This is a genomic window from Pseudomonas sp. MF09150 (assembly GCF_059862355.1).
This window is the reverse complement of sequence record NZ_JCBCUS010000001.1, coordinates 802,980-828,336: the sequence shown is the minus strand read 5'-3', so window position 1 is coordinate 828,336 and position 25,357 is coordinate 802,980. Positions and strand designations below refer to the sequence as shown.

Below are 25,357 nucleotides of genomic sequence, written 5' to 3'. Positions count from 1 at the left end.
CTGCAGCAGGCGGATGGTCGTTGCTCATGAGGGGCAGCGGCCACAGATTTTGATTCACCCAACCCCCAGCCAGCGGACCACCGCACGCTTTAGCCATACGAGGTAAGCCCATGAGCGTGCATGAACTGAAACGTCCGCCCGTTGCCGAGCCGTTGGCCGCTGACGGGCGGCTAAGCCTACCCCAGGCCTTGGAGCAACTGCGGCACTGGGCCCAGGTCAGCCCGTTGCAAACCGCGCTGCGCCACAAGCGTCACGGCCAGTGGTATGCCTGGCGCTGGATCGACGCCTTGCGCGATGTCGAGCGCCTGGCCGACGGCCTGCGCCAGCAGGGCTTCAGCGAGCAGTCGCGGCTGGCCCTGAGCGGTGCATTCGAACCCAACCTGTTGCTGCTGGCCCTGGCGGCCCAGAGCATCGGCGCCCAGGTCTTGAGCCTGGGCGACGAGCTCGGCCCCGAGGCCCTGCGCCAGGCCTTGTGGCGCTTGCAACCGAGCCATGCCTTTGTGCATTCGCGCCAGCAATTGCGGCAATGGCTGGCCGCGGTGCAGCACGCCCCAACGCCACTGGTGCTGATCAGCAACCAGCAGGTGCCGCGCCTGCCGGCAGATGCACCGCAACCGCTGGTGGAGTTCGCTGCATTGCTCGGCGCCAGCGAAGCCCCGCAACGCCAGGTCTACTGGCGTCAGCCGGTGGCCGCCGCGCAGTTGTGGAGCGAGGAGGGCACCCAGTGGCAGGACGGGCTCAAGGTGGTGCTCGAACAATGGTTGAGCAGCGGCCACAGCCTGGCGTTCCCCGAAAGCCGTGGCAGTGCCGGTCGCGACCGCCGCGACGTGGCCCCCAGCGGCTTGCTGCTGTCCGCCGAACGCCTGCAACGCCTGGCCGACGACATCGAAAACCGCCTGGCGCCGCCCCACAGTTGGCGCCGGCAACTCTGCGAGTGGGCTCTGGCCCATCCCGAGCACCGCCTGGCCCGGCTGTTGAAAAACCGCGTGCGGCGCCTGCTCGGCTTCCAGCGCCTGGACTTTATCTGGCAAGCCCCGAGTCACGCCGCGCGAGCCTCGGCGCCGACCTGGCTGGCCGAATTCAAACGGAACATCGCATGAGCTCAACCGATTGCATCTTGCAGGTCAGCGCCATTTCCCTGTCGTTCAAGGGGGTCAAGGCGATCAATGAACTGTCCTTCGACGTCCGGCGTGGAGAGATCTGCGCCCTGATCGGCCCCAACGGCGCCGGCAAAAGCTCCCTGCTCAATGTGTTGAACGGCGTGTACCGCTTCGACGCCGGGGCCATCGTCTTCAACCAGCAGGCGTTCAAGCGCATCGACCCGCTGAGCGCCGCGCGCCGTGGCATTGGTCGCACCTTTCAAAACAACGCGCTGTTCAAGAAGATGAGCGTGATCGACAACATCCTCACCGGGCTTTCGCGACACATGCGCGTCAGCTTTATCGAACAGGCCCTGGGTCTGCCCCGGGCGCGGCGCGAGGCCGAGGCGTTCCGCCAGCGGGCCCAGGGCATCCTCGAATTTCTTGAACTGCAGGCCCAGCGCGATGTGCTGGTGGGCAACCTGTCCTACGGCCTGCAAAAGCGCGTGGAGCTGGGGCGGGCGCTGATCGCCGAGCCCAGCCTGTTGCTGCTGGATGAGCCCATGGCCGGGATGAACGCCGAGGAGAAGCAGGAAATGGCGCGCTTTATCGCCGATATCAACCGCGACCTGGGCACCACCGTGGTCCTGATCGAGCACGACATGAGCGTGGTCATGGGCCTGTCCGACCACGTGGTGGTGCTCGATTACGGACGCAAGGTCGGCGACGGCACCCCGGCCCAGGTGCAGGCCAATCCGGAGGTGATCGCGGCCTACCTGGGAGTGGTGCACTGATGAATTTCTTTCTCGAAACCCTGCTCGGCGGCCTGCTGGCCGGCACCATGTATTCCCTGGTGGCCATCGGCTTCGTGCTGATCTACAAGGCCAGCGGAGTGTTCAATTTCGCCCAGGGCGCCATGCTGCTGTTCGCCGCGCTGACCTTTGTCAGCCTCCACGAACAGGGCGTGCCCTTTGCCGTGGCCTTGCTGCTGACGGTGCTGGTGATGGTTGTCGGCGCCCTGCTGATCGAGCGCCTGGTGCTGCGGCCGCTGGTCAACCGTTCGCAGATCACCCTGTTCATGGCGACCCTCGGCCTGTCGTTCATCATCGAGGGCCTGGCCCAGGGGCTGATGGGCTCACAGGTCCGGGCCCTGGACCTGGGCATCGACGACGTGCCGCTGTTTCTCGGGCCGTTGATGGTCAGCCAGTTCGACCTGATCGCGGCGGCGACCGCCCTCGTGCTGGTGACCGTGCTGGCACTGTTGTTCAACAAGACCCGCATCGGCGTGTCGCTGCGGGCGGTGGCCGACGACACCACCGCAGCCTTGTCCATCGGCATCAACCTCAACCGCATCTGGCAGATCGTCTGGGCGGTGGCCGGGGTGGTCGGGCTGGTGGCCGGCTTGCTCTGGGGCGCGCGCCAGGGGGTGCAATTCTCGCTGTCGCTGGTGGTGCTCAAGGCCTTGCCGGTGCTGATCATCGGCGGCTTCACCTCCATCGGCGGGGCGATTGTCGGCGGGCTGATCGTCGGCGCCGCCGAGAACCTGGCCGAGGTCTATATCGGCCCGCTGATCGGCGGCGGCATCACCCCCTGGTTCGCCTACGCGCTGGCCCTGGCCTTCCTTTATATCCGTCCCGCCGGCCTGTTCGGCGAACGCGCCATCGAGCGAGTGTGAATTCATGTCCCTGACTCTGTTGCATTCGTCGGCACCGGTGCTGCTGGTCCGGCGCCGCCTGCCCTGGGGCCTGATCGGCCTGTTGCTGCTGGCCTTTGGCGCGGTGCCCCTGCTGGGCAACGACTATTGGCTAAACGCGATCCTGATTCCGTTCCTGGTGCTGTCCCTGGCTGGCCTGGGGCTCAACCTGCTCACCGGCTACACCGGCCAGACGTCGGTCGGGGCCGCGGGTTTCATGGCGGTCGGGGCCTTTGCCACTTACGGCTTCCTGCTGCGCCTGCCGGAGCTGGGACTGCCGCTGGCGCTGCTGGGCGGTGGCCTGATCAGCGCCGTGGTGGGGGTGTTGTTCGGCCTGCCGAGTTCGCGGATCAAGGGTTTTTACCTGATGGTCACCACCCTGGCGGCGCAGTTTTTCCTGGAGTGGCTGTTCGTCAAATTCCCCTGGTTCTACAACTACGGTTCATCGGGGACCATCTCGGCGCCGAGCCTGAGCCTGTTCGGCCATGACCTCAACACTCCGGTCGGGCGCTACCTGCTGACCCTGGTCACGGTGCTGCTGCTGACCTGGGTGGCGCGCAACCTGGTGAACAGCCAGATCGGCCGCAACTGGATGGCGATCCGCGACATGGACACCGCCGCCGCGGTCATCGGCATCGGCGTGGTGCGCTACAAGCGCCTGGCGTTTGCCGTCAGCTCGTTCTACCTGGGGATCGCCGGCGCGCTCTGGGCCTTTGCCTACCTGGGTACGGCCAGCGCCGGCAGCTTCGATATCAATCGCTCATTCCAGATCCTGTTCATCATCATTATCGGCGGCATGGGCAGTCTCGCAGGAAACTTCGTCGGCGCGGCCTTTATCAGTCTGCTGCCGATCTTTCTCAGCCACGCCGGGCAGGCGCTGTTTGGCGGCGCGGTGGATGCCGGGCAGTTGCAGAACCTGCAGAAAATCATCTTCGGCGTGCTGATCATCGTGTTCCTGATCAAGGAGCCCGAGGGCCTGATCCGCCTGCTCGGCAACTTCAGGCAACGGCTGGCGCACTGGCCGCTGCGCTTCTGACCCCATCCCGTTCAACCCCTATTTCGTTAGAGAACCACTATGCGTGCATCCTTGAGAGCGACTTTCCTGAAACTCAGCCTGGCCCGCGCCGCCCTGGCGCTCGCGGCGTTTGCCAGTGTGGTGCCTGCGGCCCAGGCCGGTCCGGACCAGCAGTTTTTCCCCCTGGCCACCTACCGGGTCGGGGCGTACGCCTCCAGCGGCGTGCAGGTGTGGGCGGGGATGATCGACTACCTGAACTACATCAACCAGGTCGAAGGCGGGATCAACGGGGTCAAGCTGGTCTGGCAGGAATGCGAGACCGAATGGACGGCAGAGAAGGGCATCGAATGTTATGAGCGCTTCAAGAAAGGCCTGGATGGGGCGCCGGTCGCGGTCTACCAGCCCAACGGCGCACCGGCGGCCTATGCCTTGAGTGAGCGCGCGGAGGTCGACAAGATCCCGCTGATCACCCTCGGTTACGGGCGCACCGAGGCCACCGACGGCACGGTGTTCCCCTATAACTTCCCGGTGATGCTGACCTTCTACAGCGAAGCCTCGACCCTGGTGAACTACATCGCCCAGCGCGAAGGGGGCTTCGACAAGCTCAAGGGCAAGAAGATCGCCACCGTCTACCACGACTCGGCCTATGGCCGCGAAACCCTCGGCCCGCTGAAATTGCTGGCGCAGAAATACGGCTTCGAGAATATCCAGATCCCGGTGGCCGACCCGGGCAACGAGCAGTCGGCGCAGTGGCGGCAGGTCCGTCAGTTGAACCCGGACTGGGTGTTCCTGCGTACCTGGGGCGTGTCGACCCCGGTGGCGGTGAAGACCGCGGCGCGCTTCGGCTTTCCGGTGGACCATATCGTCGGCGATATCTGGGCCAGTTCCAGCGAAGACGTACTGCCGGCCGGCGCGGCGGCCAAGGGCTACCTGGCCTTGACCCCGTACCCGGCGGGCAGCGATTTCGAGATCCACAAGCGCCTCAAGCAGTCCATCCTCGACCCGGGCAAGAGTGATCTCAAGGACCTGAAAAACTTCGGCAGCGTCTACTACAACTCCGGGCTGGTGAATGCCGCCGTGGCGGTGGAGGCGATCCGCACCGCCCAGGGCAAGTTCGGCAAGCGCCCACTCAACGGCGAGGAAGGGCGCTGGGGCCTGGAGCATCTGAATATCGACGATGCGCGGCTCAAGGCCATGGGTTACCTGGGCCTGATGCAGAACCTCAAGCTCTCTTGCCGTGACCACGAAGGCGGCGGTTCGGCCCGGGTGCAGCAGTGGGACGGCAGCCAGTGGACCCTGGTCAGCGAATGGATCGCCGCCGATCGCGCTTTGCTGCGGCCGCTGATCGACGAAAAGTCGGCCGCCTTCGCCAAGGAAAAAAACCTCACGCCGCGCACCTGCACCGGGGATGAATAAGCCATGAGCCACGCCGCCAGCGCCGTTTCGAGCGACCCGCTGTTACAGGTCCGGGACATTGAAGTGATCTACGACGGCGCGATTCTGGCCGTGGCCGGGGTCTCCCTGAGTGTGCCCAGGGGCGGCATCGTTGCCTTGCTCGGGGCCAACGGCGCGGGCAAGAGCACCACGCTCAAGGCCATCTCCGGGCTGGTGCGGGCCGAGCGCGCGGAGGTCAGCCGGGGCAGCATCGAGTTTCTCGGCCGCGACACTGCGGGCGTCGACCCCAGCCACCGGGTGCGCCAGGGCATGGTCCATGTGCTGGAGGGGCGCCATGTGTTCCCGCAGTTGACGGTGGAAGACAACTTGCGCAGCGGCGGGTTTGTCCGGGGCCTGAGCCGGCGTGAACTGGCCCAGGACCTGGAGCGGATCTACGCCTGGTTCCCGCGCCTGAAAACCAAACGCAAGACCCAGGCCGGCCTGACCTCCGGCGGCGAGCAGCAGATGGTCGCCATCGGCCGCGCGCTGATGACCCGTCCTACTTTGGTACTGCTCGACGAACCGTCCATGGGTTTGGCGCCTATTATCGTCCAGGAAATTTTCCAGATCGTCGCCCAGCTCAATCGCGAGGCGCAGGTGAGCTTTCTGATCGCCGAGCAAAACATTAATGTGGCGCTCAAATATGCTTCCAGCGCCTACGTGCTCGACACCGGGCGCGTGGTGCTGTCGGGCAGCGCCGACGAGTTGCTGGCCCGTGGCGACCTGCATGACTTCTACCTAGGTAAACACTGACCGTGAGAACCCCATGAGCGAACCACACAATGCCCAGGCCCATCCCGAGACCGGCAGCGCCGATATCCTGATTGTCGGTGGCGGGCTCAGCGGAGCCTTGCTCGCCGGGCAGCTGTTGCGCTTGCCGGGACGGCGCCGAGTGGTGGTGCTCGAGGCGCGCAGCGAGCTGGGGCGCGGCGAGGCCTACAGCGCGGTGGAGTTGGGCCATACCCTGAACGGCAATGCTGCGCGCATGAGTGTCGACCCGGACAACGCCGATGACCTGACCCAATGGCTGACCCGCTACCTGGCGGACGGCGGCTGGCCCGAGGCGCACGAGCAAGGGGTGCCGATCAGCGAGTTGTTTCCGCCACGGGGCCTTTTCGGCCTGTATGCCCAGCAATGGCTGGCCCAGGCCGAAGCGCTCGGGGCGCGCGAGGGATCGACCGTGCGCCATGTCCGAGGCGAAGTGGTGGACCTTGAGATCGATGCCGACGGCACGCTGCTGACCCTGGCCGATGGACGCCAACTGCGAGGCGCCTATGGGGTGCTGGCCACCGGCATGTTTCCCGCCGCGCGCACGCCGCAGACCGAATCCAGTGGCTTGAATGCAGCGGCGCTGGACCCCTGGGATGTGCAGGCCATGGCCCGGCTGGACCCGCAGGCGAGGGTGCTGATCATCGGCTCCGGGTTGACCATGGTCGATGCCGTGGTGTCCCTGGAACAGGCTGGGCATCGTGGGCCGATCGAGGTGTTTTCCCGCCATGGCCTGTTGCCCCATGTCCGTCGCCAGCCGCCGGTGTGGGAAGACTTCCTGGCCCGGGATCCGGGTATTCGCAGCCCCCGGCAATTGCTGCGCGAGCTGCGCCGTCAATGTAGGGCGGCAATTGCCCAGGGGATTGACTGGCAGGCACCTTTGGACACGGTGCGTGCCCATATCGGCCGCCTGTGGAGCCAGGCCAGCGACCGCCAGCGCCGCCAGTTCGTGCGCCATGTACGGCCTTGGTGGGAGAGCCATCACCATCGCTCGCCACCCTTGAGTGCTGAGCTGGTGGCGCGACTGCATGAGCAGGGCCGGTTGCGGATCCACGCGGCGTCGTTCCAGGGCCTGGAGCCTGGAGCGGATGGGCGCCTGGCAATTCGCATCCGCCGCCGTGGGGAGTCGCACACCACCCAGGTGCCGGGTGATGCGCTGATCAACTCCAGCGGTATCGAATACGACTGGCGCCGGGTGGCGCGCGCGCTGCCCCGGCAATTGCTGGCCCGGGGCCTGATCCAGCCCGGCCCGCTGGCCCTGGGGATTGCCGCCGACCCCGGTGGCGCGGTGCTGGATGCCCAGGGGCAGGTGTCCAGTCGCCTGTTCGCCATGGGCCCGCCACTGCGTGGCCTGTGGTGGGAAAGTACCGCCGTGACCGACGTCGCCCTGCAGGCCAAGCACCTGGCGGCACGCCTGGCCGCGCTGCCCCTGTAGCCGCAGCCACGTTGGTCGCTACGGCAGGCTGACCCAGCGTTGTTCCAGGGCCGCCAGGCGGATGGCCGTGGCCAGGCGCTCGACTTCCCAGGCCTCCTGGAAGTCGGTGCCGCCCAGGCCCTGGCCGGCCACGGCCATCAGCAGCTCGTGAACCTCCAGGGTCTTCAGTTCGTTGTAACCCAACTGGTGGCCGGGAGCGGGGCTGAACGCGGCGTAGCCGGGCAGGTCGGGGCCGGCCAGCAGGCGCTGGAATCCTGCTTCGCCGGCACGGTACAGCCGCAGTTCGTTGAGTCGTTCCTGGTCGAAGGCCAGGGTGCCGCGAGTGCCGCTGATCTCGAAGCTCAGGTGGTTTTTGTAGCCATGCTTGAGCCAACTGCTGCTGAACGTCCCCCGGGCGCCGTTGGCGAAACGCAACAGGGCGTGGGCCTGATCGTCCACGGCAATCGGCCGTTGTTCCTGGCTGCCGTTGCTGGCCGGGCGCTGGCGGTGCACGGTCTGGGTGTCGGCGCATACGGCGCTGACCGGGCCCATCAGGTAGCGGGCCATGGCCAGCAGGTGGCTGCCAAGGTCGGCCAGGGCGCCGCCGGCGTGCTGGGGGTCGCAGCGCCAGGACCAGGGCGAAGCCGGGTCGGCCATGAAGTCTTCGCTGAACTCACCCTGGAAGCTGAGCAACTGCCCCAGTTCGCCAACCTCGATCAGCTCGCGAGCGCGGACGATCATCGGGTTGTGCTGGTAGTTGTAGCCGACCCGAGTCACCACGCCAGCAGCCTTGGCCGCCTGCTGCATCTGTTCGGCCTGCTCGACGCTGACTGCCAGCGGCTTTTCGCAATACACCGCTTTGCCGGCCGCCAGCGCAGCCATCGCCATGGGGAAGTGCAGGTGGTTGGGGGTGGTGATGGCCACCAGGTGCACCTTGGGGTTGGCGATCAACTGCTGCCAGTCGCCGTGGGCCTGCTCAAAACCCCAGGCCGCCGCGCAGTGCTCGGCCCGCTGGCAATCGGCATCGGCCAGGGCGGCCAGGTGCAGCCGCATGGGCAATTCGAACACCGCGCTTACATTGCGAAACGCCAAGGCGTGGGCCCGGCCCATAAAACCGGTGCCGATCAGACCAATTCCAAGCTCATGCATAGCCACGCCCTTCAGAATTTTTATTTTAAGAAGGGCTATTTATGGAATAAATATTCGCTAATTGCAATCCGTGGAATAAAAATTCACACGCGCCAGTAACCGCTGCCGAGCCCGCGAGGCTGCAACAGGCGCCATTGCATTTCAGTGTGATTGGGTTGTTCGGGAGGGCCAGCGCAGCCTAGCGGCAGCGGTTACAAGTGCTAGGTTGCGCTGGCTGGAACGGGCGCCATGGTCTTTCAGATGGAGTCGTGTCGTCCGACAGCAGACGAACTCAGGAAAGGAACCCGCCATCCACATTCAAGGCCACGCCGGTGGTGTAGCTGGAGGCATCGCTGGCCAGGTACAGCACGGCGCCGGCCATTTCGCTGGGGTCGGCCACGCGCTTGAGGGGGATTTGCGCCAGTGCGGTCTTGAGGATGGCGTCATTCTTCACCAGGGCCGAGGCGAATTTGGTGTCGGTCAGGCCCGGCAGCAGGGCGTTGCAACGGATGCCGAACTGCGCGCACTCCTTGGCGAAGACCTTGGTCATGTTGATCACCGCAGCCTTGGTCACCGAATAGATGCCCTGGAAGATCCCCGGCGATATGCCATTGATCGACGCCACGTTGATGATGCTGCCGCCACCGTTGTCGCGCATCAGCTTGCCGGCTTCCACCGACATGAAGAAATAGCCGCGAATGTTCACGTCGACGGTTTTCTGGAACGCGCCCAGGTCGGTGTCCAGCACGTTGCAGAACTGCGGGTTGGTGGCCGCGTTGTTGACCAGGATGTCCAGGCGCCCGAATTGCTCGCGAATGCCGGCGAAAACCTGGCTGATCTGCTCCATTTCCCCGATATGGCAGGCAATCGCCGTGGCCTTGCCACCGTCGGCAATAATGGCGTCGGCCACGTGCTGGCAACCTTCGAGCTTGCGGCTCGACACAATCACATGGGCACCTTGCTGGGCCAGAAGCTTGGCGATGGCTTCACCGATACCGCGGCTGGCGCCGGAAACGAAAGCGATCTTGCCATCGAGGTCGAACAACTGGGTCTTGGACATGGTTATTCCTTGTTGTAGGCGAGGGGCGCCATCAGAGGCTGGATTTCTGGATGACTTGCAGGCTCATCTGCTCCAGCAGTTTGTTCATGTGAATGAACTGCGCGAAGCGTTTGTCCTGGGTCTGACCGTGGAAGAAGCGGTAGTAGATCTGCTGCACGATGCCCGCCAGGCGGAACAGGCCGTAGGTGTAATAGAAGTCGAAGTTGCCGATCTCGATGCCTGAGCGCTCGGCGTAGTAATCGACGAACTGCTGGCGGGTCAGCATGCCCGGGGCGTTGCTCGGTTGCCGGCGCATCAGTTGCACTGCTGGTGGGTCGCCGGCTTCGATCCAGTAGGCCAGGGTGTTGCCCAGGTCCATCAGCGGATCGCCGAGGGTGGTCAGCTCCCAGTCGAGCACGCCGATGATCTGCATCGGGTTGGCGGGGTCGAGGATCACGTTGTCGAAGCGGTAGTCGTTATGCACGATGCTCGAGGTCGGGTGGTCGGCCGGCATCTTGTCATTGAGCCAGGCTTTCACCGCTTCCCATTTCGGCGCGTCCGGGGTCAGGGCTTTCTCGTAGCGGTCGCTCCAGCCGCCGATCTGGCGTTTGACATAGCCTTCGGGCTTGCCCAGGTCGGCCAGGCCGCAGGCGTTGTAGTCCACGCGATGCAGTTCGACGAACTTGTCGATAAAGCTCTTGCACAGGGCTTGGGTCTGGTTCGCGTCCAGGCCCAGCTCCGGCGGCAGGTCCGAGCGCAGGATGATGCCCTTGACCCGTTCCATCACATAGAACTCGGCGCCGATCAGCGACTCATCGGTGCAGTGCACATAGGCTTTGGGGCAGTAGGGAAAACCGTCTTTGAGCTGATTGAGAATGCGGTACTCGCGGCCCATGTCATGGGCCGACTTGGCCTTGTGGCCGAAGGGCGGGCGGCGCAGGACGAACTCCTGTTCCGGGTATTCCAGCAAGTAGGTGAGGTTCGAAGCGCCGCCCGGAAACTGGCTGATCTGCGGCGTACCGCTAAGGCCTGGAATATGCGCCTTGAGGTACGGATCGATCAGGTTGGCATCAAGTTCTTCGCCGGAACGAGTACGGGTGGACTGGTCAGTAAGCGCCATGCTTATCCCTTCTGCTTATTCTGGAGGCCAGAGATTATTGGCTAATCTAATGCGCACACCGGGCCGCCACAATCGTGGCGGGCCTTTATAGGTGAGCGTGTTGCCGGGCAATCATTGCTTTTGATACAAGCGTTTGAAAACCCCAGGCCTGACTCTAGTTCAGTTCGACGCAGGCAGGGTGAGGGGCGTCAGCAAGGGTTGGCCGGAGAAGTAGGCCCGCAGGTTTTTACCGACCATTTCCACGGTGTCGCGGGCGGCTTCCGGCGAATGGCCGGCGACATGGGGCGTCAGCACCACGTTGTGCAGCCCCTTCAACTCCTCGGGAACCTGGGGCTCGTGATCGAACACATCGAGGGCCGCGCCGGCGATGCTGCGCTGCTCCAGGGCGTGCAGCAGGGCGGCGGTATCGACCACGCTGGCGCGGGCGATGTTCACCAGAAAACCATCGGGCCCGAGGGCCGCCAGCACCTGTTTGTCGATCAACTGCCGGGTGTCGGTGCCGCCCGGGGTGGCGATGACCAGGTAATCCGATTGGCGCGCCAGCTCGGCCGGGGTTTCGCAATAGTGGTAGGGCTGGTCGGTGCGCGGCCGGCGGTTGTGGTAGCTCACGCTCATGTCAAAGCCCAGGGCGCAGCGTTTGGCGATGGCCAGGCCCACCGCGCCCAGGCCGAGAATCCCCAGGCGTTTGCCGGCCAGGGACGGGCGCATGACCTTGGGCCATTCGCCACGGCGCACAGCGGCATCGGCCCGGGGAATGTCACGCACCAGGCTCAGCAGCAGCGCCAGGGCATGGTCGGCCACCGACGAGGCGTTGACTCCGGCGCCATTGGTCACGGCAATTCCGCGGTTGCTGGCGGCCTGCAGGTCGACCTGTTCATAACCGGCGCCGATCACGCAGATGATTTCCAGGTGCGGCAAGGCGGCGATTTCTTCGGCATGCAGGCCCAGCGGACCACGGGTCAGCACGGCGTTGATCTGCCCGGCATGGGTCTTGATGGCTTGGGCGCGCTCACTGGGTGTGGGTGCGAGGATCAGGTGAAAGCCTTGGGCTTCGAGAATTGGCAGGTATTCGTTGATGGTTTCAACCAGGACCAGAACAGTGGCGGGCATGGCGGGTTCCTGAGGCGGAGGACAGGGCGCTCAAGAGTGCTGGTTGGGGGGGCTTTTGGCAATCGCCGTCGGTGCGCAAAGGTTCAGGCCAGAGACCTCGCAATCAGGTCTTGGGGAAAAGCCCGCCAGGGCGGCGGGCTGATCAGGGTGACGTCAGAACGCGATATCCACGGTGTTTTCCAGGCGTACGAAGGCACCGTTGAGGGTGGCGTTGTGGTGATCGATGATCGCCTTGGCCGTCAGCACGGGAGTGTCCATGCAAGTGTGCGCATCGGCTACCAGCACGGGCGCAAAACCCAGGTCTGCGGCGGCGCGGCAGGTGCTGTCGATGCAGTATTGAGTCTTCATGCCGACGATCACCAGTTGGCCGATGTCGGCAGCGTGCAGGCGCTCGGCCAGTTCGGTGCCGAAGAAGCAGTTGGGGCGGGTCTTGTCGAACAGGGTGTCGTGTTGCTCATCCAGCTCCAGAGTCGGCAGCAACTGCCACAACGGGCTGCCGGCATGAATGGGCGACTCGGCCGGGCCGGTGTGGCGCACGGCGAAGATCGGCACGCCGGCCTGGCGGGCGCGGCGGATCAGTTGGTTGATGTTTTCCAGTACGCGTTCGCGTTCGAAAGGTTTGTCCGGGCCGTTGAACAGTCCGACTTGCATGTCGACGACCAGCAGGGCGGGGCGCTTGGCTTGGGCTGATGGCATGGTGTTTCTCCTTGAAAGCCAGCTGGACGGAGAAACAAAAGGCCCCGTCCATCGCTGGCGGGGCCTTGGTGTCACTGCGCTGTATTCAACTCTCGCAGCCACCATCCGACCCGCCGAAGGCAGTCGTGGTGGTGGAGGTGGGGTTGAGCGCGTAAATATTCATGGGGTCCGATCATGCCGTCGTCGCCCCAAGGCTGTCAACGTCGAGCGCGCCATTCGCACTGGCCCCTGTAGCCGCTGCCGAGCCCGCGAGGCTGCGCTGGCCGGAGCGGGCGCCGTGGGGTGTCAGGTATGGACACGTTGCTGCTGATGGCCAGCGTCTGAACGCGGCCCGAGCCGTCGGCAGCGGCTACAGCCATGCCGGCAAATACACCGTTCCTCAGCTAAGTCTTTGCTTCTGTTACCGAATCCCGGACAATCGCGCCCCTGTTTCGACCAGGGCGCTGCCTGTCGGGTTTTCCGACTCGTCCTGGCCGAGTGGCAAATGACCGGAATGCGGAGATCCGACCGGATGAATGATCAGGCCAATAGCGTTGATCAACGCTTTGAAGCGGCAGCCCCAACGACCCTCAGTCGCTGGGATCGCCATGACACCACCTGGATGCTGGGCCTGTTCGGCACCGCCATCGGTGCGGGTACCCTGTTTCTGCCCATCAACGCGGGCCTGGGCGGTTTCTGGCCGCTGCTGATCCTGGCGCTGCTGGCATTCCCCATGACTTTCTACGCCCACCGGGGCCTGACCCGCTTCGTGCTTTCCGGGCGTGACGGTGCGGACATCACTGACGTGGTGGAAGAGCATTTCGGGCTCACCGCCGGCGCATTGATCACGCTCCTGTACTTCCTGGCGATCTTCCCGATCCTGCTGATCTACAGCGTGGCCCTGACCAATACCGTCGACAGCTTCATGACCCACCAGTTGCACATCGCGCCGCCGCCCCGGGCGATCCTGGCCCTGATGCTGATTTTCGGCCTGCTGGCGGTGGTGCGCTGTGGCGAGCAGGTGATCGTCAAGGCCATGAGCCTGATGGTCTATCCGTTCATCGTTGCCTTGCTGTTCCTGGCGGTGTTCCTGATCCCGCACTGGAATGGCGGCATCCTCGCCACCGTCAGCGATGTCCCGGCGCCTTCGGCCTTCCTGCATACCCTGTGGCTGGCGATTCCGGTGATGGTGTTTTCGTTCAACCATTCGCCGATCATCTCGGCCTTTGCCGTGGACCAGAAGCGCCGCTATGGCGAACACGCCGAACAGCGCAGCTCGCAGATTCTGTCCCGCGCCCACCTGTTGATGGTGGGCATGGTGCTGTTCTTCGTCTTCAGTTGCGTGCTGACCCTGTCGCCGGCGCAACTGGCCGAAGCCAAGGTCCAGAACCTGTCGATCCTGTCCTACCTGGCCAACCACTTCAACAACCCGACCATCGAATTCGCCGCGCCGTTGATTGCGTTCGTGGCCATTGCCAAGTCCTTCCTCGGCCACTACATCGGTGCCAGCGAAGGCCTCAAGGGCCTGATCGGCAAGAGCGGCCGGCGCCCGGGATCGAAAACCCTGGACCGGGTCACCGCCGCTTTCATGCTGGTGATCTGCTGGGCCGTGGCAACCCTCAACCCGAGCATTCTGACGATGATCGAGACCATGGGCGGCCCGGTGATCGCGACGATCCTGTTCCTGATGCCGATGTACGCCATCCACAAGGTGCCGGCCATGGCTCGTTATCGCGGTCAGGCTTCCAATGTCTTCGTGACCCTGGTCGGCCTGGTGGCGATCTCGGCGCTGGTGTATTCCCTGAGCGTCTGATCTGCCGCGCTCCACTGACCGCCCCGGGTTGCCGCCCGGGGCGGTTTTTTTTGCCCGGAACAAGGCGCGACATGGGCACGCTCGCCGAGATATCTGATTGATATCAAGAGTCTTGCCGCGATAGCGACTAAGCTTGGGGGCCACGATCGACCTCCAGGATTGCATCGCCTTGCCGTCTCCCGAACTCCCTGTTGTCCAGCGTCCGGAACGCTCCCGTGACCTGCTGGCCGGCCTGTCCATTGCCGGCCTGTTACTGCCCGAGGCGGTTGCCTATTCGAGCATCGCCGCCTTGCCGCCCCAGGCCGGGGTGATTGCCCTGTTTGCCGGCCTGCTGTGTTATGGCCTGCTGGGTAACAGCCGGTTTGCGATTGTCTCCGCGACCTCTTCTTCCGCGGCTGTGCTGGCAGCGGCGACCCTGTCCCTGGCCGGCGGTGACAGTGCCTTGCGCATGAGCCTGGCGTTTGCGCTGGTGCTGTTGACCGGCGGCTTCTTCGTCCTGGCGGGATTGTTCCGTCTGGGCGGGGTCACGGCCTTTATCGCCAAGCCGGTGCTGCGCGGTTTTGCCTTCGGCCTGGCCCTGACCATCGTCATGAAGCAGGTGGCCAGCGTGGTCGGGGTCCACCTCACGGACCCCAACCTGGTGCGGTTCCTGCCGCAGTTGCTGGAGCAGCTGCCGCAGTGGAACTGGGCCGGCGCCGCCGTGGCGCTCACGGCGTTGCTGGTGCTTTGGCTGTGCGGGCAGATTCGCTACCTGCCGGGCGGATTGCTGGTGGTAATCCTCGGCATCGCCGCCGGGCAGTGGCTGGACCTCGAGGCCCACGGGGTCAAGCTGATCGGGGTGATTGAACTCAAGCTGGAAGTGCCGAACCTGCCGGTGCTGCCGTTTGCCGACTGGTTGCGCCTGGGGGAGTTGGGCTTTGCCATGGTGATGATCCTGTATGCCGAGTCCTATGGCTCCATCAGCTCATTTGCCCTGAAGCACGGCGACCGGGTGTCGTCCAACCGCGACCTGCTGGCCCTGGGCGCGTCCAACCTGCTCTCGGGGCTGTTTCACGGGATGCCGGTCGGCGCCGGTTATTCCGCGACCTCGGCCAACGAAGCCGCCGGCGCCACCTCGCGCCTGGCGGGGCTGACGGCGGCGCTGGTGATGCTGGTGATCGTGCTGACGGTATTGCCCTATATCGCCCTGACCCCGGAGCCGGTGCTGGCGGCAATCGTGATTCACGCCCTGGGGCGAGGCCTGAGTCTGGAGCCCCTGGGGCGTTATTTCATCTGGCGTCGCGACCGGCTGCTGGTGATCTGCGCGGTGGCCGCGGTGTTGGTGCTGGGGGTGCTGGACGGCCTGCTGATGGCGGTCGGGGTGAGTATCGTGCTGATGCTGCGCCAGCTTTCGGGGGCGGATATCCAGATTCTCGGGCAGTTGGGCAGCGGGCATGATTTTGTCGACCTCAATCGCCATCCCCAGGCCCGGCAAGTCCCCGGGGTGTTGATCCTGCGGCCGAGCGAGGCGTTGTTCTTTGCCAACGCGGAACGGATCCTGGGCGGTGCGCTACGGCTGATCCGGCATGCCGAGGCGCCGGTGCACACGGTGGTGCTGAGCCTGGAGGAATCCCCCAACCTGGACGGCACCAGTATCGAGGTCCTGGACGATTTCTTTCTGCGGGTCAGCCAGGAACACAAGGGCCTGGCCCTGGCCCGGGTCAAACACAGGGCGCGGGCCGCCTTGCTTGCGCTGCCTTCGACCGAGGCCCTCGGGGTGCTGATCAGCGGCACCAGTGTCGATGACACGGTGCAGGCGGCGCTCAATCTCCAGCCCGCCGAAGACAAATCCCAGGCATAAAAAAACGCCGCGTATCGTGGAATACGCGGCGTTCTTCAGTGCTTTACAACGTTAGGCTTGGATCACCGGAATGTTGGCATTCGCGGCAGCCTCACGGAATTCGGCGATCTGGTCAAAACTCAGGTAGCGATACACATCGCTGGCCATGGTGTTGATCTGAGCGGCGTATTCCATGTACTCCTCGACGGTCGGCAGGCGACCCAGGATCGAAGCCACCGACGCCAGCTCGGCCGAAGCCAGGTAGACATTCGCGCCATCACCCAGACGGTTCGGGAAGTTACGGGTCGAAGTCGACACAACGGTCGAGTTCGGCTCTACGCGTGCCTGGTTACCCATGCACAGCGAGCAGCCCGGCATTTCCATGCGCGCGCCAGCCTTGCCGTAGATGCCGTAGTAGCCTTCTTCGGTCAGTTGGTGAGCGTCCATCTTGGTCGGCGGCGACAGCCACAGACGGGTTGGCAGCTGGCCCTTGACCTGATCCAGCAGCTTACCGGCAGCGCGGAAGTGACCGATGTTGGTCATGCACGAACCGATGAACACTTCGTCGATCTTCTCGCCAGCAACGCTGGACAGCAGACGGGCGTCGTCCGGGTCGTTCGGCGCGCAGAGCACAGGCTCCTTGATTTCAGCCAGGTCGATTTCGATGACTTCGGCGTATTCGGCGTCGGCATCAGCCACCATCAGCTCAGGGTTGGCGATCCAGGCTTCCATCGCTTGAGCACGACGTTCCAGGGTCCGCGCATCGCCGTAGCCTTCGCCGATCATCCAGCGCAGCAGGGTGATGTTGGAGCTCAGGTACTCGGTGATCGACTCTTTCGACAGCTTGATGGTGCAACCGGCAGCCGAACGTTCGGCCGAGGCGTCGGACAGCTCGAAGGCTTGTTCGATGCTCAGGTTGTCCAGGCCTTCGATTTCCAGGATGCGGCCGGAGAAGGCGTTCTTCTTGCCTTTCTTTTCTACGGTCAGCAGGCCAGCCTGGATCGCGTAGTAAGGAATGGCGTGAACCAGGTCACGCAGGGTGATGCCCGGTTGCATTTCGCCCTTGAAGCGCACCAGGATCGATTCCGGCATGTCCAGTGGCATAACACCCGTGGCGGCGGCGAACGCTACCAGGCCGGAACCGGCCGGGAACGAGATGCCCATCGGGAAACGGGTGTGGGAGTCACCACCGGTGCCGACGGTGTCCGGCAGCAGCATGCGGTTCAGCCAGCTGTGGATGATGCCGTCGCCTGGACGCAGCGATACACCGCCACGGGTCATGATGAAGTCAGGCAGGGTGTGGTGGGTGGTCACGTCGATCGGCTTTGGATAGGCCGCGGTGTGGCAGAACGACTGCATCACCAGATCGGTGGAGAAGCCCAGGCACGCCAGGTCTTTCAGTTCGTCACGGGTCATTGGACCGGTGGTGTCCTGGGAGCCGACGGTGGTCATTTTCGGTTCGCAGTAAGTACCAGGACGAACGCCTGCTACGCCGCAAGCCTTGCCGACCATTTTCTGCGCCAGGGTGAAGCCCTTGGTGCTTTCGGCTGGTGCTTCAGGCTTCTTGAACAGGTCCGACGGTGGCAGACCCAATTCGGTACGGGCTTTCTCGGTCAGGCCACGGCCGATGATCAGCGGGATACGACCGCCGGCACGAACTTCGTCCAACAGGACCGGGGTCTTCATTTCGAAGGTGGTCAGGACTTCATCGGTGCCGTGTTTGCAGACTTTGCCAGCATGGGGGTACAGGTCGATCACGTCGCCCATGTTCATGTTGGTAACGTCGAACTCGATAGGCAGTGCGCCGGCATCTTCCATGGTGTTGTAGAAGATGGGAGCGATCTTGCTGCCGAAGCAGAAGCCGCCAGCGCGCTTGTTCGGCACGTAAGGAACGTCGTCGCCGAAGAACCACAGTACGGAGTTGGTGGCCGACTTACGCGACGAACCGGTACCGACCACGTCACCGACGTAGGCGATCGGGAAGCCTTGGCCGCGCATTTCTTCGATCTGCTTCATCGGGCCGGTCTTGCCTTGCTCGTCCGGCACGATGCCTTCGCGAGCCATTTTCAGCATGGCCAGGGCGTGCAGCGGGATGTCAGGGCGGGACCAGGCATCCGGGGCAGGGGACAGGTCGTCGGTGTTGGTTTCGCCGGTGACCTTGAACACGCGCAGGCTGATCTTGTCGGCCAGGGTTGGGCGGTTCTTGAACCACTCGCCGTCGGCCCAGGACTGGATCACGGCTTTGGCGTGCTGGTTGCCGGCCTTGGCTTTTTCAGCCACGTCGTGGAACGCATCGAACATCAGCAGGGTGTGCTTGAGTTGGGCGGCAGCGACCGGCGCCAGCTCGGCGTCGTCCAGCAGTTCGACCAGGGTCACGATGTTGTAGCCGCCTTGCATGGTGCCGAGCAGTTCAACAGCGCGTTTCTTGTCGATCAGAGGGGAAGTGGCTTCGCCCTTGGCCAGGGCAGACAGGAAACCGGCCTTGACGTAAGCAGCTTCGTCAACGCCTGGTGGAATGCGGTTGGTGATCAGGTCAACGAGGAATTCTTCTTCGCCAGCCGGAGGATTTTTCAGCAGCTCGACCAGGCCTGCGGTTTGTTCGGCGTTAAGCGGCTGGGGAACGATACCCAGGGCTGCACGCTCTTCGATATGTTTGCGGTAGGCTTCAAGCACAGTTATTACCCTCATCAGTGGTCCCAAATGGGTGTCCGGGACGCTCATCCCGAAATTGCCGTACTCATGCGCTGCGTGGCGTTGTGGGCCACTTAGCCAGAATTACCGACAATTCCTTACAGAAGCTGCTTTCAAAGTTTTACGCCTGCAGAACGGGGAGCTGATGAGGGTTGGCGTTGGGCTTTTCCCCGCTGGAAAAACCCTTCGCCAACACCGTTCTGAAGGAACGACTGTGCTCGTGACGCTTTGAAAACAGCTTCAAACGGACATTGGCGCCTAAAAAGGCTGGCTGATTCTACGGGAAAAAAAATTTAAAGGTAAGTTAGGCCCCGAAGTTTGAGGGGTGATCAATGTTAGACAAAGGGCTAACATGCGCTCCTGTTTTGCTTTTCCGCGTACTCCCTACCTATGCCCAATCAGACTATCAAGACCCCCTGCGTCGGCCTCTGCTCCACTGTCTACGGTGATTTGGTGTGCCGTGGCTGCAAGCGCTTCCACCATGAAGTGATTCACTGGAACGGCTACAACGAGGAAGAAAAACGCGCGGTGTGGCTGCGTCTGGAACAGCTGCTGGTGCAAGTGATGGCCGGCAAACTGGAGATTTTCGACGCCCAGCGCCTGCGCGGGCAGCTGGAGGCGCGCAAGATCCGCTTTGTGCCGCACCAGTCGCAATACTGCTGGGCCTACCAGTTGATCGCCCGTGGGGCGCGGGTCATCAGCCAGCTGGATGCCTACGGGATGGTGTTGCTGCCGGAGTTCCGCGACTGGAGCCTGCCGGAACTGCGCGATGCCATTGATCGGGAATTCTTCCTGCTGTCGGAAGCCCACTACCAGCGCTACATCGCGCCAGGGTTTCTCAAGGACGCATTTGGCGCCTGAGTGAACGGCTGTGGCGAGGGGGCTTGCTGTGGCGAGGGAGCTTGCTCCCGCTGGCCTGTGCAACAGGCCCCAACCCTGCCACGTCAATCTGCCTGACCCACCGCCGCGTCCTCATTTACGGCCGCTGCGCGCCCGTGCGGGAGCGAGCTCCCTCGCCACAAGAGTGCCATGCCGCGCTAATAACGCTTTTCAGCCCTTGGCTGCCAACTCCTCCAGGTGGTCCATCATTTCCTGCGGTTTGAGCACCAGCACGTCGCTTTCCAGAGAGTCGAGCACCACTTCCGCGGTATTGCCGATCAGGGCGCCCGACAGCCCGGTGCGCGCCACGGTGCCAATGATGGTCACCGCCGCCTGCAGCTGATGGGCGGTGTGGGGGATCAGCACATCCGCCGGGCCTTCTTCGATATGCAGGTGCGCGTCGTCGATATCGAATTCGGCCTGGAACGCCTTGCACTGCTCGCGGTAGCGCGCCTCGATGGTTTCCTTGAGCTGGAACACCGGGTCGGCCGCCGACAGCATGGGCGAGGGGTGGGCGCTGATCACATGCAGCCGGGCCTTGGCCAGGCTGGCGATGTCGAAGCCGTGGTCGACGATGCTGTTGTGCAGGGCGCGGTGTTCGCCGTCGGTGTTGCCGACGTCGATGGCCGCCAGGATCACCTGGCCGGCCCAGGGCTTGGAGGTCTTGACCAGCAGCACCGGGGTCGGGCAGTAGCGCAGCAGCTTCCAGTCGGCAGGGGTGAGCAGGGCCTTTTTCAGCGGGTTGTCGGCAAAGTGCTGCTTGATCACCAGGCCACAGCCCTCGGCCTGCTGCACGTCGATGATGGTCTGGTGCAGGCTGTCATTCCAGGCCTGCTCGGTGGTCACGCTGTAGCCCTCGCTCGACAGGCTGCTCTTGAGCACGCTGAGCAGCGCCGAATGCTCGTGCTTTTTATCGCAGACCAGCAGGTGCAGGTGGGCCTGGGTCACCCCGGCGATCAGCTTGGCGCGCTTGAGCGCGAGGCTTTCGGAATGCTCGGGCTCGATAACCACCAGGATGCTGCGGATGGCTTGCATGTCGGGATCTCCAGAAGGGATGAGGGCGTGCCTGCACAACTATAGTTGCTGCGCACCGGGCAGGATGTTGATGCACATCAAGCGGCGCGACTGGTGGTCTGTGGCGCGGCCGGTATAATCGGCGACCTTCGCCGTGAACCTTTTGTCCGTGAGCCTCATGTTATTGACCCGTGATATTGCCGCCGCCCTGCCTTGTGAGTCCTTTGCCCCGCTGGAAGTGCAGCCATGAGCCTGCCGGAAATTCACGAGTTCCTCGGCTGCCGCACCCCGGATGGCTGGGTCCAGGCCGCGCTGGCGGATCAGGAAACCCTGCTCATCGACCACAAGAACTGCGAGTTCAAGGCCGCCAGCACCGCCCTGAGCCTGATCGCCAAGTACCACTCCCATGTCGACCTGATCAACCTGATGTCGCGCCTGGCGCGTGAAGAGCTGGTGCACCACGAGCAGGTCATGCGCCTGATGAAAAAGCGCAAGATCGAGCTGCGCCAGCTGTCGGCCGGGCGTTATGCCTCGGGCCTGCGCAAGGTGGTGCGCAGCCACGAGCCGGTAAAGCTGGTGGACACCCTGGTGGTCGGGGCCTTTATCGAAGCTCGCAGCTGCGAGCGTTTCGAGGCCCTGGTGCCGCACCTGGACGAAGAGTTGGGCACGTTCTATTTCGGCCTGCTCAAGAGCGAGGCCCGGCACTTCCAGGGTTACCTGAAGCTGGCCTACCAGTACGGTGACGCCAAGGACATCGCCCAGGTCATCGAGCGGGTGCGCGCGGCGGAGCAGGAACTGATCGAGTCGCCGGACGTCGAGTTCCGCTTCCACAGCGGCGTGCCTACTCTGTAAAACGGATCGGATCCGTGTAAAAAAACAGGCAAATTGTAAAAAACTCTTAAAAGAATGAAAGTTCGCGCAAAGCCGGCCGCAATGGCCGGTTTTTGCGTATTGGCGTAGCCGTGGATTCACCTGTTGGGCCCTATAATGCGCGCACTGAAAATGGGCGGGTCGCAGACGGGTACTTATGGATAACCTGGGTCTTGGCAAAGTATTGCTGGTGGAGGATGACGAAAAGCTCGCCGGGCTGATCGCGCACTTCCTGTGCCAGCACGGATTTGAAGTCCGCACCGTGCATCGCGGCGACGTGGCGCTGGCCGCGTTCCTTGAGTTCAAGCCGAAAATCGTCGTCCTCGACCTGATGCTGCCGGGGCAGAGCGGCCTGCACGTGTGCCGGGAAATCCGCGCGGTGTCCGACACCCCGATCGTGATCCTCACTGCCAAGGAAGATGACCTGGACCACATCCTGGGGCTGGAGTCCGGCGCCGACGATTATGTGATCAAGCCGATCAAGCCGCCGGTGCTGCTGGCTCGCCTGCGCGCCCTGCAACGGCGTCAGGTGCCCGAGGCGCCGGCGCGCGGCAACTTGGAGTTCGGCAGCCTGAGCATCGATCGCAGTTGCCGCGAAGTGCGCCTTGAAGGCGAAGGGATCGAGCTGACCACCATGGAGTTCGAACTGCTGTGGCTGCTGGCCAGCTCGGCGGGCAAGATCCTGTCGCGGGACGACATTCTCAACCGCATGCGCGGGATCGCCTTCGACGGCCTCAACCGCAGCGTCGACGTCTATATCAGCAAGCTGCGGGCCAAGCTCAAGGACAACCCGCGCGAGCCGCTGTGCATCAAGACCATCTGGGGCAAGGGCTATCTGTTCAATCCGTTCGCGTGGGAGCTTTAGATGCTGCGGCTTTTCCTGGGCTTGTACATTGTCCTGGCCATTGGTTTTGCCGGGGCCATCACGGCGGTCGACCATATCTTCACCACGGTGCTCAGTGACCCGCTGGAAGCCTATAACCGTGATGCGGTGCGCGGCCCGGCCTACAGCCTGACGGAGAAACTGCGGCCCTACGACAGCCAGGGGCGCGAGCAGCAGCTGGAACAGCTCAAGCCGCACTATGGCTTGCAGTTGAAGCTGGTGCAGGCCGCTGAACTGGGCCTCAGCCCCCGGGAGCAGGCGCTGCTGGACAGCAACCAGCTGGTGGTGCGCCAGACCTTCACCGAGTTCATCGCCAACATTGACGGCGGCCCGCAGCTGCTGAGCATCAAGCTGCCGGAAGAACCCTCGCTGACCATCCTCTACACCATCGCCGCCTATGCCTTGCTCGGCGCGTTGGTGGGCATCGTCCTGTACTTCTGGGTGCGCCCGCACTGGCGGGACCTGGAGCAGCTGCGGCTGGCCGCCGAGCGTTTTGGCAACAACGACCTGGGCACGCGCCTGCACCTGTCGCGGCGCTCGAACATCCGTGACCTGGCCGAGCACTTCAACCGCATGGCCGGGCGCATCGAGGGCCTGATCGCCAACCAGCGCGAGCTGACCAACGCGGTGTCCCACGAGCTGCGCACGCCGATTGCCCGGTTGTCCTTTGAACTCGACCAGCTCCGGCAGCAACCCGACCCACGGGAAAACCGCGAGCTGATCGCCGATATGTACTCGGACCTCGGCGAGCTGGAGGAAATGGTCTCCGAGCTGCTGACCTATGCCAGCCTCGAACGCGGGGCCACGGTGATCAAGCGCGAAGATATCCAGGCCCACAGTTGGCTCGACAGTGTGGTGGGCAGTGTTGCCCTGGAGGCCGAGGCGGCCGGGGTGCAACTGCGGGTTCGCACCTGCCAGGTCGATTCGATCCGCATCGAGCCACGGTTTATGGCGCGGGCCGTGATCAACCTGCTGCGCAACGCGATTCGCTATGCCGAACAGCGGGTCGAGGTGTCGCTGGTACGCCAGGGCGACGGTTATGAAGTGCGGGTCAACGACGACGGGCCCGGGGTGCCGATCGACGGGCGGGAGAAGGTCTTTGAACCCTTTTCCCGCCTCGATGCCAGCCGCGATCGGCGCACCGGCGGCTTTGGCCTGGGCCTGGCTCTGGTGCGACGGGTCTCGCAATCCCATGGCGGGCATGTCGAAGTCGGTGATTCGGAGTGGGGCGGTGCCTCGTTCCGCATGACCTGGGCCCATCTGGAATAAGGCGCCGCCCGACGCCCCGGCGCAATGCGCGCTTTGCGATCAGGGGCGGATCAGGCAGAATCCTGCGCTTTGATTTCAGGGAAGACAGTGATGATCGCCTCATTGCAGAGCGCCGCGGCGCAGGTTCGAAGCGCGGTCCGGGTCGCCACTGAAGGCCTGGTAGGCCGTGAGCAACTGGCCGAGCTGATTGTGCTGGCCGCCGTCGCCCAGGAGCACCTGCTGGTGATCGGCCCGCCGGGCACTGCGAAAAGCGCCGTGGTGCGGCGTGTTGCCCAGTCCATGGGCGGGCGCTACTTCGAATACCTGCTGGGCCGGTTCACCGAGCCTTCGGAGCTGTTTGGCGCGGTCGACCTGAAAAAACTGCGTGAAGGTACGGTCGAGACCGATGTCAGCGGCATGCTGCCCGAGGCCGATATCGTGTTTCTCGATGAGGTGTTCCTCGGCTCCACGGCCATTCTCAACACCCTGCTCGGGGTGCTCAACGAGCGGCGTTTCCGCCGTGGCCACACCCAGATCCAGTGCCCGTTGCGGGTCTGTGTCGGCGCCGCCAACGGCCTGCCGGACGACGAGGCCCTGGCCGCGTTCGGCGACCGCTTCCTGCTGCACCTGTTTGTCGAATCGGTGCCGGACAACCAGCTCGAAGCCATGCTCAGCGGCGGTTGGCAGTCCGAGCAGCGTCCGGTTCAGCAATTGCTGGGGCTGAGCCAGCTCGACACCCTGAGCCAGGCGCTGAAAGGCGTCGACCTCGACCAGGCGCGGCCACTGCTGGCCACGGCCATCCGCCGTCTGCGCGAAGCGGGCATTGCCCTGTCCGACCGGCGCATCGTCAAGTCCCAGCGCCTGATCGCCGCCGCCGCGCTGTTGAGCGGCCGCACCCAGGCCACCGACGCCGACCTGTGGCCGCTGCTCTACGTGCTGCCGACCCAGGAAACCCAGCAACGCGGGCGCGAAGTGCTGCGCGAGCTGTTTGCCGCGTCGAGCAACAGCCATCTGTTCAGCGCGGTGGAGGAGGCGACCTTGCAGCCGCTGTCGCGGGTCAATCGTCTGCAGGAAACCGCCCTCGAACTGTTGCAGCGCCCGCTGGCCGATCACGCCGCCGTGGAAAGCCTGCTGCGGGAAATCGACGCCAATTTCGACAGCGCCACCTTGCCCGAGCCGTTGCAAGGCCTGCGGGGCCAATTGGCCAGCCAGTTGTCTGGCGGCGCATGACGCAAGCGCCTGGATTGAGCTGGAACTGGCAGCCCCGGGCCGAGCCGGTTGTCGCCCGCGCGGCGGTGGCCTGGGGCGATGTCGCCCGGCGCCTGCACGCCCGCCTGCAACAGCTGCCGGCCCCCCAGGCCGCGCGGTTGCAAGCGACGGCCAATGCCCAGGTACTGCTGGTGCTGGGCGAAGAGGCCGATCTGCCGTGGATCGAAGGCCTGCAATACGCCGCGCCCGACCCTGAGGCTCCGCAGCTCTGGCTGCCGACCCACTACCAGCCCGACGTGCCGCCAGCGTTGCTGGCTCAGGCGTTGCTGGCGCGTTGTTCATCGACGCCGCTGCTGCTCTGGCACCAGCCGAAGGCGCTGATCCCCCTGCACCGACAACTGCCGGTCAGCGCGCAACACCTGGCGCGAATCGCCGCCTACTGGGCGGAGCCCTGAC

At 64.1% G+C, this 25,357-nt stretch carries 22 protein-coding genes; 15 read left to right on the top strand and 7 right to left on the bottom strand.

The window, feature by feature from the left end; genetic code table 11:
* Nucleotides 1–110 precede the first annotated feature (110 nt).
* The 7 genes from AC19YX_RS03330 to AC19YX_RS03300 are packed head-to-tail and all read left to right on the top strand — an operon-like array spanning nucleotide 111 to nucleotide 7,424.
* Complete coding sequence (locus AC19YX_RS03330; protein WP_078471436.1) at nucleotides 111–1,100, top strand: AMP-binding protein; 990 nt, start codon at nucleotides 111–113, stop codon at nucleotides 1,098–1,100.
* Nucleotides 1,097–1,873: an ABC transporter ATP-binding protein gene (locus AC19YX_RS03325; RefSeq protein ID WP_500605651.1), complete on the top strand. Its 777-nt coding sequence runs from the start codon at nucleotides 1,097–1,099 to the stop codon at nucleotides 1,871–1,873. Before AC19YX_RS03330 ends, AC19YX_RS03325 begins: the two co-directional genes overlap by 4 nt.
* The gene (locus tag AC19YX_RS03320) at nucleotides 1,873–2,754 is read left to right on the top strand and encodes a branched-chain amino acid ABC transporter permease (protein WP_078471434.1); all 882 of its coding nucleotides are present in this window, start codon (nucleotides 1,873–1,875) and stop codon (nucleotides 2,752–2,754) included. The genes AC19YX_RS03325 and AC19YX_RS03320 overlap by 1 nt, the downstream gene beginning before the upstream one ends.
* Before the next feature lie 4 nt (nucleotides 2,755–2,758).
* The gene (locus tag AC19YX_RS03315) at nucleotides 2,759–3,808 is read left to right on the top strand and encodes a branched-chain amino acid ABC transporter permease (protein ID WP_421547086.1); all 1,050 of its coding nucleotides are present in this window, start codon (nucleotides 2,759–2,761) and stop codon (nucleotides 3,806–3,808) included.
* A gap of 39 nt (nucleotides 3,809–3,847) precedes the next feature.
* Nucleotides 3,848–5,203, top strand: a complete 1,356-nt coding sequence (locus tag AC19YX_RS03310; protein ID WP_078471432.1) for an ABC transporter substrate-binding protein — start codon at nucleotides 3,848–3,850, stop codon at nucleotides 5,201–5,203.
* 3 nt (nucleotides 5,204–5,206) lie between these two features.
* Nucleotides 5,207–5,974, top strand: a complete 768-nt coding sequence (locus AC19YX_RS03305) for an ABC transporter ATP-binding protein (RefSeq protein WP_020300647.1) — start codon at nucleotides 5,207–5,209, stop codon at nucleotides 5,972–5,974.
* 13 nt (nucleotides 5,975–5,987) lie between these two features.
* Nucleotides 5,988–7,424, top strand: coding sequence for an FAD/NAD(P)-binding protein (locus AC19YX_RS03300; RefSeq protein ID WP_500605650.1), 1,437 nt, complete (start codon nucleotides 5,988–5,990; stop codon nucleotides 7,422–7,424).
* 18 nt (nucleotides 7,425–7,442) lie between these two features.
* On the opposite strand, the gene AC19YX_RS03295 is transcribed toward AC19YX_RS03300, so the two are convergent.
* The 5 genes from AC19YX_RS03295 to AC19YX_RS03275 form a co-directional block, all read right to left on the bottom strand.
* A complete protein-coding gene (locus AC19YX_RS03295) occupies nucleotides 7,443–8,552 on the bottom strand; it encodes a Gfo/Idh/MocA family protein (RefSeq protein ID WP_500605649.1) in 1,110 nt (369 codons plus the stop codon).
* A 271-nt stretch (nucleotides 8,553–8,823) separates the two neighbouring features.
* The gene (locus AC19YX_RS03290; RefSeq protein WP_020300650.1) at nucleotides 8,824–9,591 is read right to left on the bottom strand and encodes an SDR family oxidoreductase; all 768 of its coding nucleotides are present in this window, start codon (nucleotides 9,589–9,591) and stop codon (nucleotides 8,824–8,826) included.
* Between the two features lie 31 nt (nucleotides 9,592–9,622).
* Complete coding sequence (locus AC19YX_RS03285) at nucleotides 9,623–10,690, bottom strand: phosphotransferase family protein (protein ID WP_078471429.1); 1,068 nt, start codon at nucleotides 10,688–10,690, stop codon at nucleotides 9,623–9,625.
* 159 nt (nucleotides 10,691–10,849) lie between these two features.
* On the bottom strand, nucleotides 10,850–11,800 hold the full coding sequence (locus AC19YX_RS03280; protein WP_500605648.1) for a 2-hydroxyacid dehydrogenase: 951 nt from the start codon (nucleotides 11,798–11,800) through the stop codon (nucleotides 10,850–10,852).
* 153 nt (nucleotides 11,801–11,953) lie between these two features.
* On the bottom strand, nucleotides 11,954–12,496 hold the full coding sequence (locus tag AC19YX_RS03275; RefSeq protein ID WP_078471427.1) for a cysteine hydrolase family protein: 543 nt from the start codon (nucleotides 12,494–12,496) through the stop codon (nucleotides 11,954–11,956).
* Between the two features lie 511 nt (nucleotides 12,497–13,007).
* Between AC19YX_RS03275 and AC19YX_RS03270 the strand changes: the two genes are divergently transcribed.
* Entirely contained in the window at nucleotides 13,008–14,288 is a 1,281-nt protein-coding gene (locus AC19YX_RS03270; RefSeq protein ID WP_201130649.1) for an HAAAP family serine/threonine permease, read from the top strand.
* Between the two features lie 169 nt (nucleotides 14,289–14,457).
* Nucleotides 14,458–16,128: a SulP family inorganic anion transporter gene (locus AC19YX_RS03265; protein WP_207202221.1), complete on the top strand. Its 1,671-nt coding sequence runs from the start codon at nucleotides 14,458–14,460 to the stop codon at nucleotides 16,126–16,128.
* A gap of 51 nt (nucleotides 16,129–16,179) precedes the next feature.
* Here the strand turns inward: AC19YX_RS03265 and acnB are convergent, their stop codons facing one another.
* A complete protein-coding gene (gene acnB / locus AC19YX_RS03260) occupies nucleotides 16,180–18,780 on the bottom strand; it encodes a bifunctional aconitate hydratase 2/2-methylisocitrate dehydratase (protein ID WP_078471425.1) in 2,601 nt (866 codons plus the stop codon).
* A gap of 408 nt (nucleotides 18,781–19,188) precedes the next feature.
* Between acnB and AC19YX_RS03255 the strand changes: the two genes are divergently transcribed.
* The gene (locus AC19YX_RS03255) at nucleotides 19,189–19,659 is read left to right on the top strand and encodes a DUF1289 domain-containing protein (RefSeq protein ID WP_078471424.1); all 471 of its coding nucleotides are present in this window, start codon (nucleotides 19,189–19,191) and stop codon (nucleotides 19,657–19,659) included.
* Nucleotides 19,660–19,848: 189 nt separating this feature from the next.
* Here the strand turns inward: AC19YX_RS03255 and uspL are convergent, their stop codons facing one another.
* Entirely contained in the window at nucleotides 19,849–20,712 is an 864-nt protein-coding gene (uspL, locus tag AC19YX_RS03250) for a universal stress protein UspL (RefSeq protein WP_078471423.1), read from the bottom strand.
* Nucleotides 20,713–20,937: 225 nt separating this feature from the next.
* On the opposite strand from uspL, the gene AC19YX_RS03245 reads away from it, so the two are divergent.
* The 5 genes from AC19YX_RS03245 (at nucleotide 20,938) to AC19YX_RS03225 (ending at nucleotide 25,356) form a co-directional block, all read left to right on the top strand.
* Nucleotides 20,938–21,543: a MiaE family protein gene (locus tag AC19YX_RS03245; protein WP_078471422.1), complete on the top strand. Its 606-nt coding sequence runs from the start codon at nucleotides 20,938–20,940 to the stop codon at nucleotides 21,541–21,543.
* Nucleotides 21,544–21,718: 175 nt separating this feature from the next.
* Nucleotides 21,719–22,426: a winged helix-turn-helix domain-containing protein gene (locus tag AC19YX_RS03240; protein WP_078471421.1), complete on the top strand. Its 708-nt coding sequence runs from the start codon at nucleotides 21,719–21,721 to the stop codon at nucleotides 22,424–22,426.
* Nucleotides 22,427–23,713, top strand: coding sequence for an ATP-binding protein (locus AC19YX_RS03235; RefSeq protein ID WP_421547079.1), 1,287 nt, complete (start codon nucleotides 22,427–22,429; stop codon nucleotides 23,711–23,713). It begins immediately after the preceding gene.
* 90 nt (nucleotides 23,714–23,803) lie between these two features.
* Nucleotides 23,804–24,922: an AAA family ATPase gene (locus tag AC19YX_RS03230; RefSeq protein WP_500605647.1), complete on the top strand. Its 1,119-nt coding sequence runs from the start codon at nucleotides 23,804–23,806 to the stop codon at nucleotides 24,920–24,922.
* Nucleotides 24,919–25,356, top strand: a complete 438-nt coding sequence (locus AC19YX_RS03225; RefSeq protein ID WP_500602961.1) for a bpX5 domain-containing protein — start codon at nucleotides 24,919–24,921, stop codon at nucleotides 25,354–25,356. Before AC19YX_RS03230 ends, AC19YX_RS03225 begins: the two co-directional genes overlap by 4 nt.
* The last annotated feature ends 1 nt before the right edge of the window (nucleotide 25,357 follow it).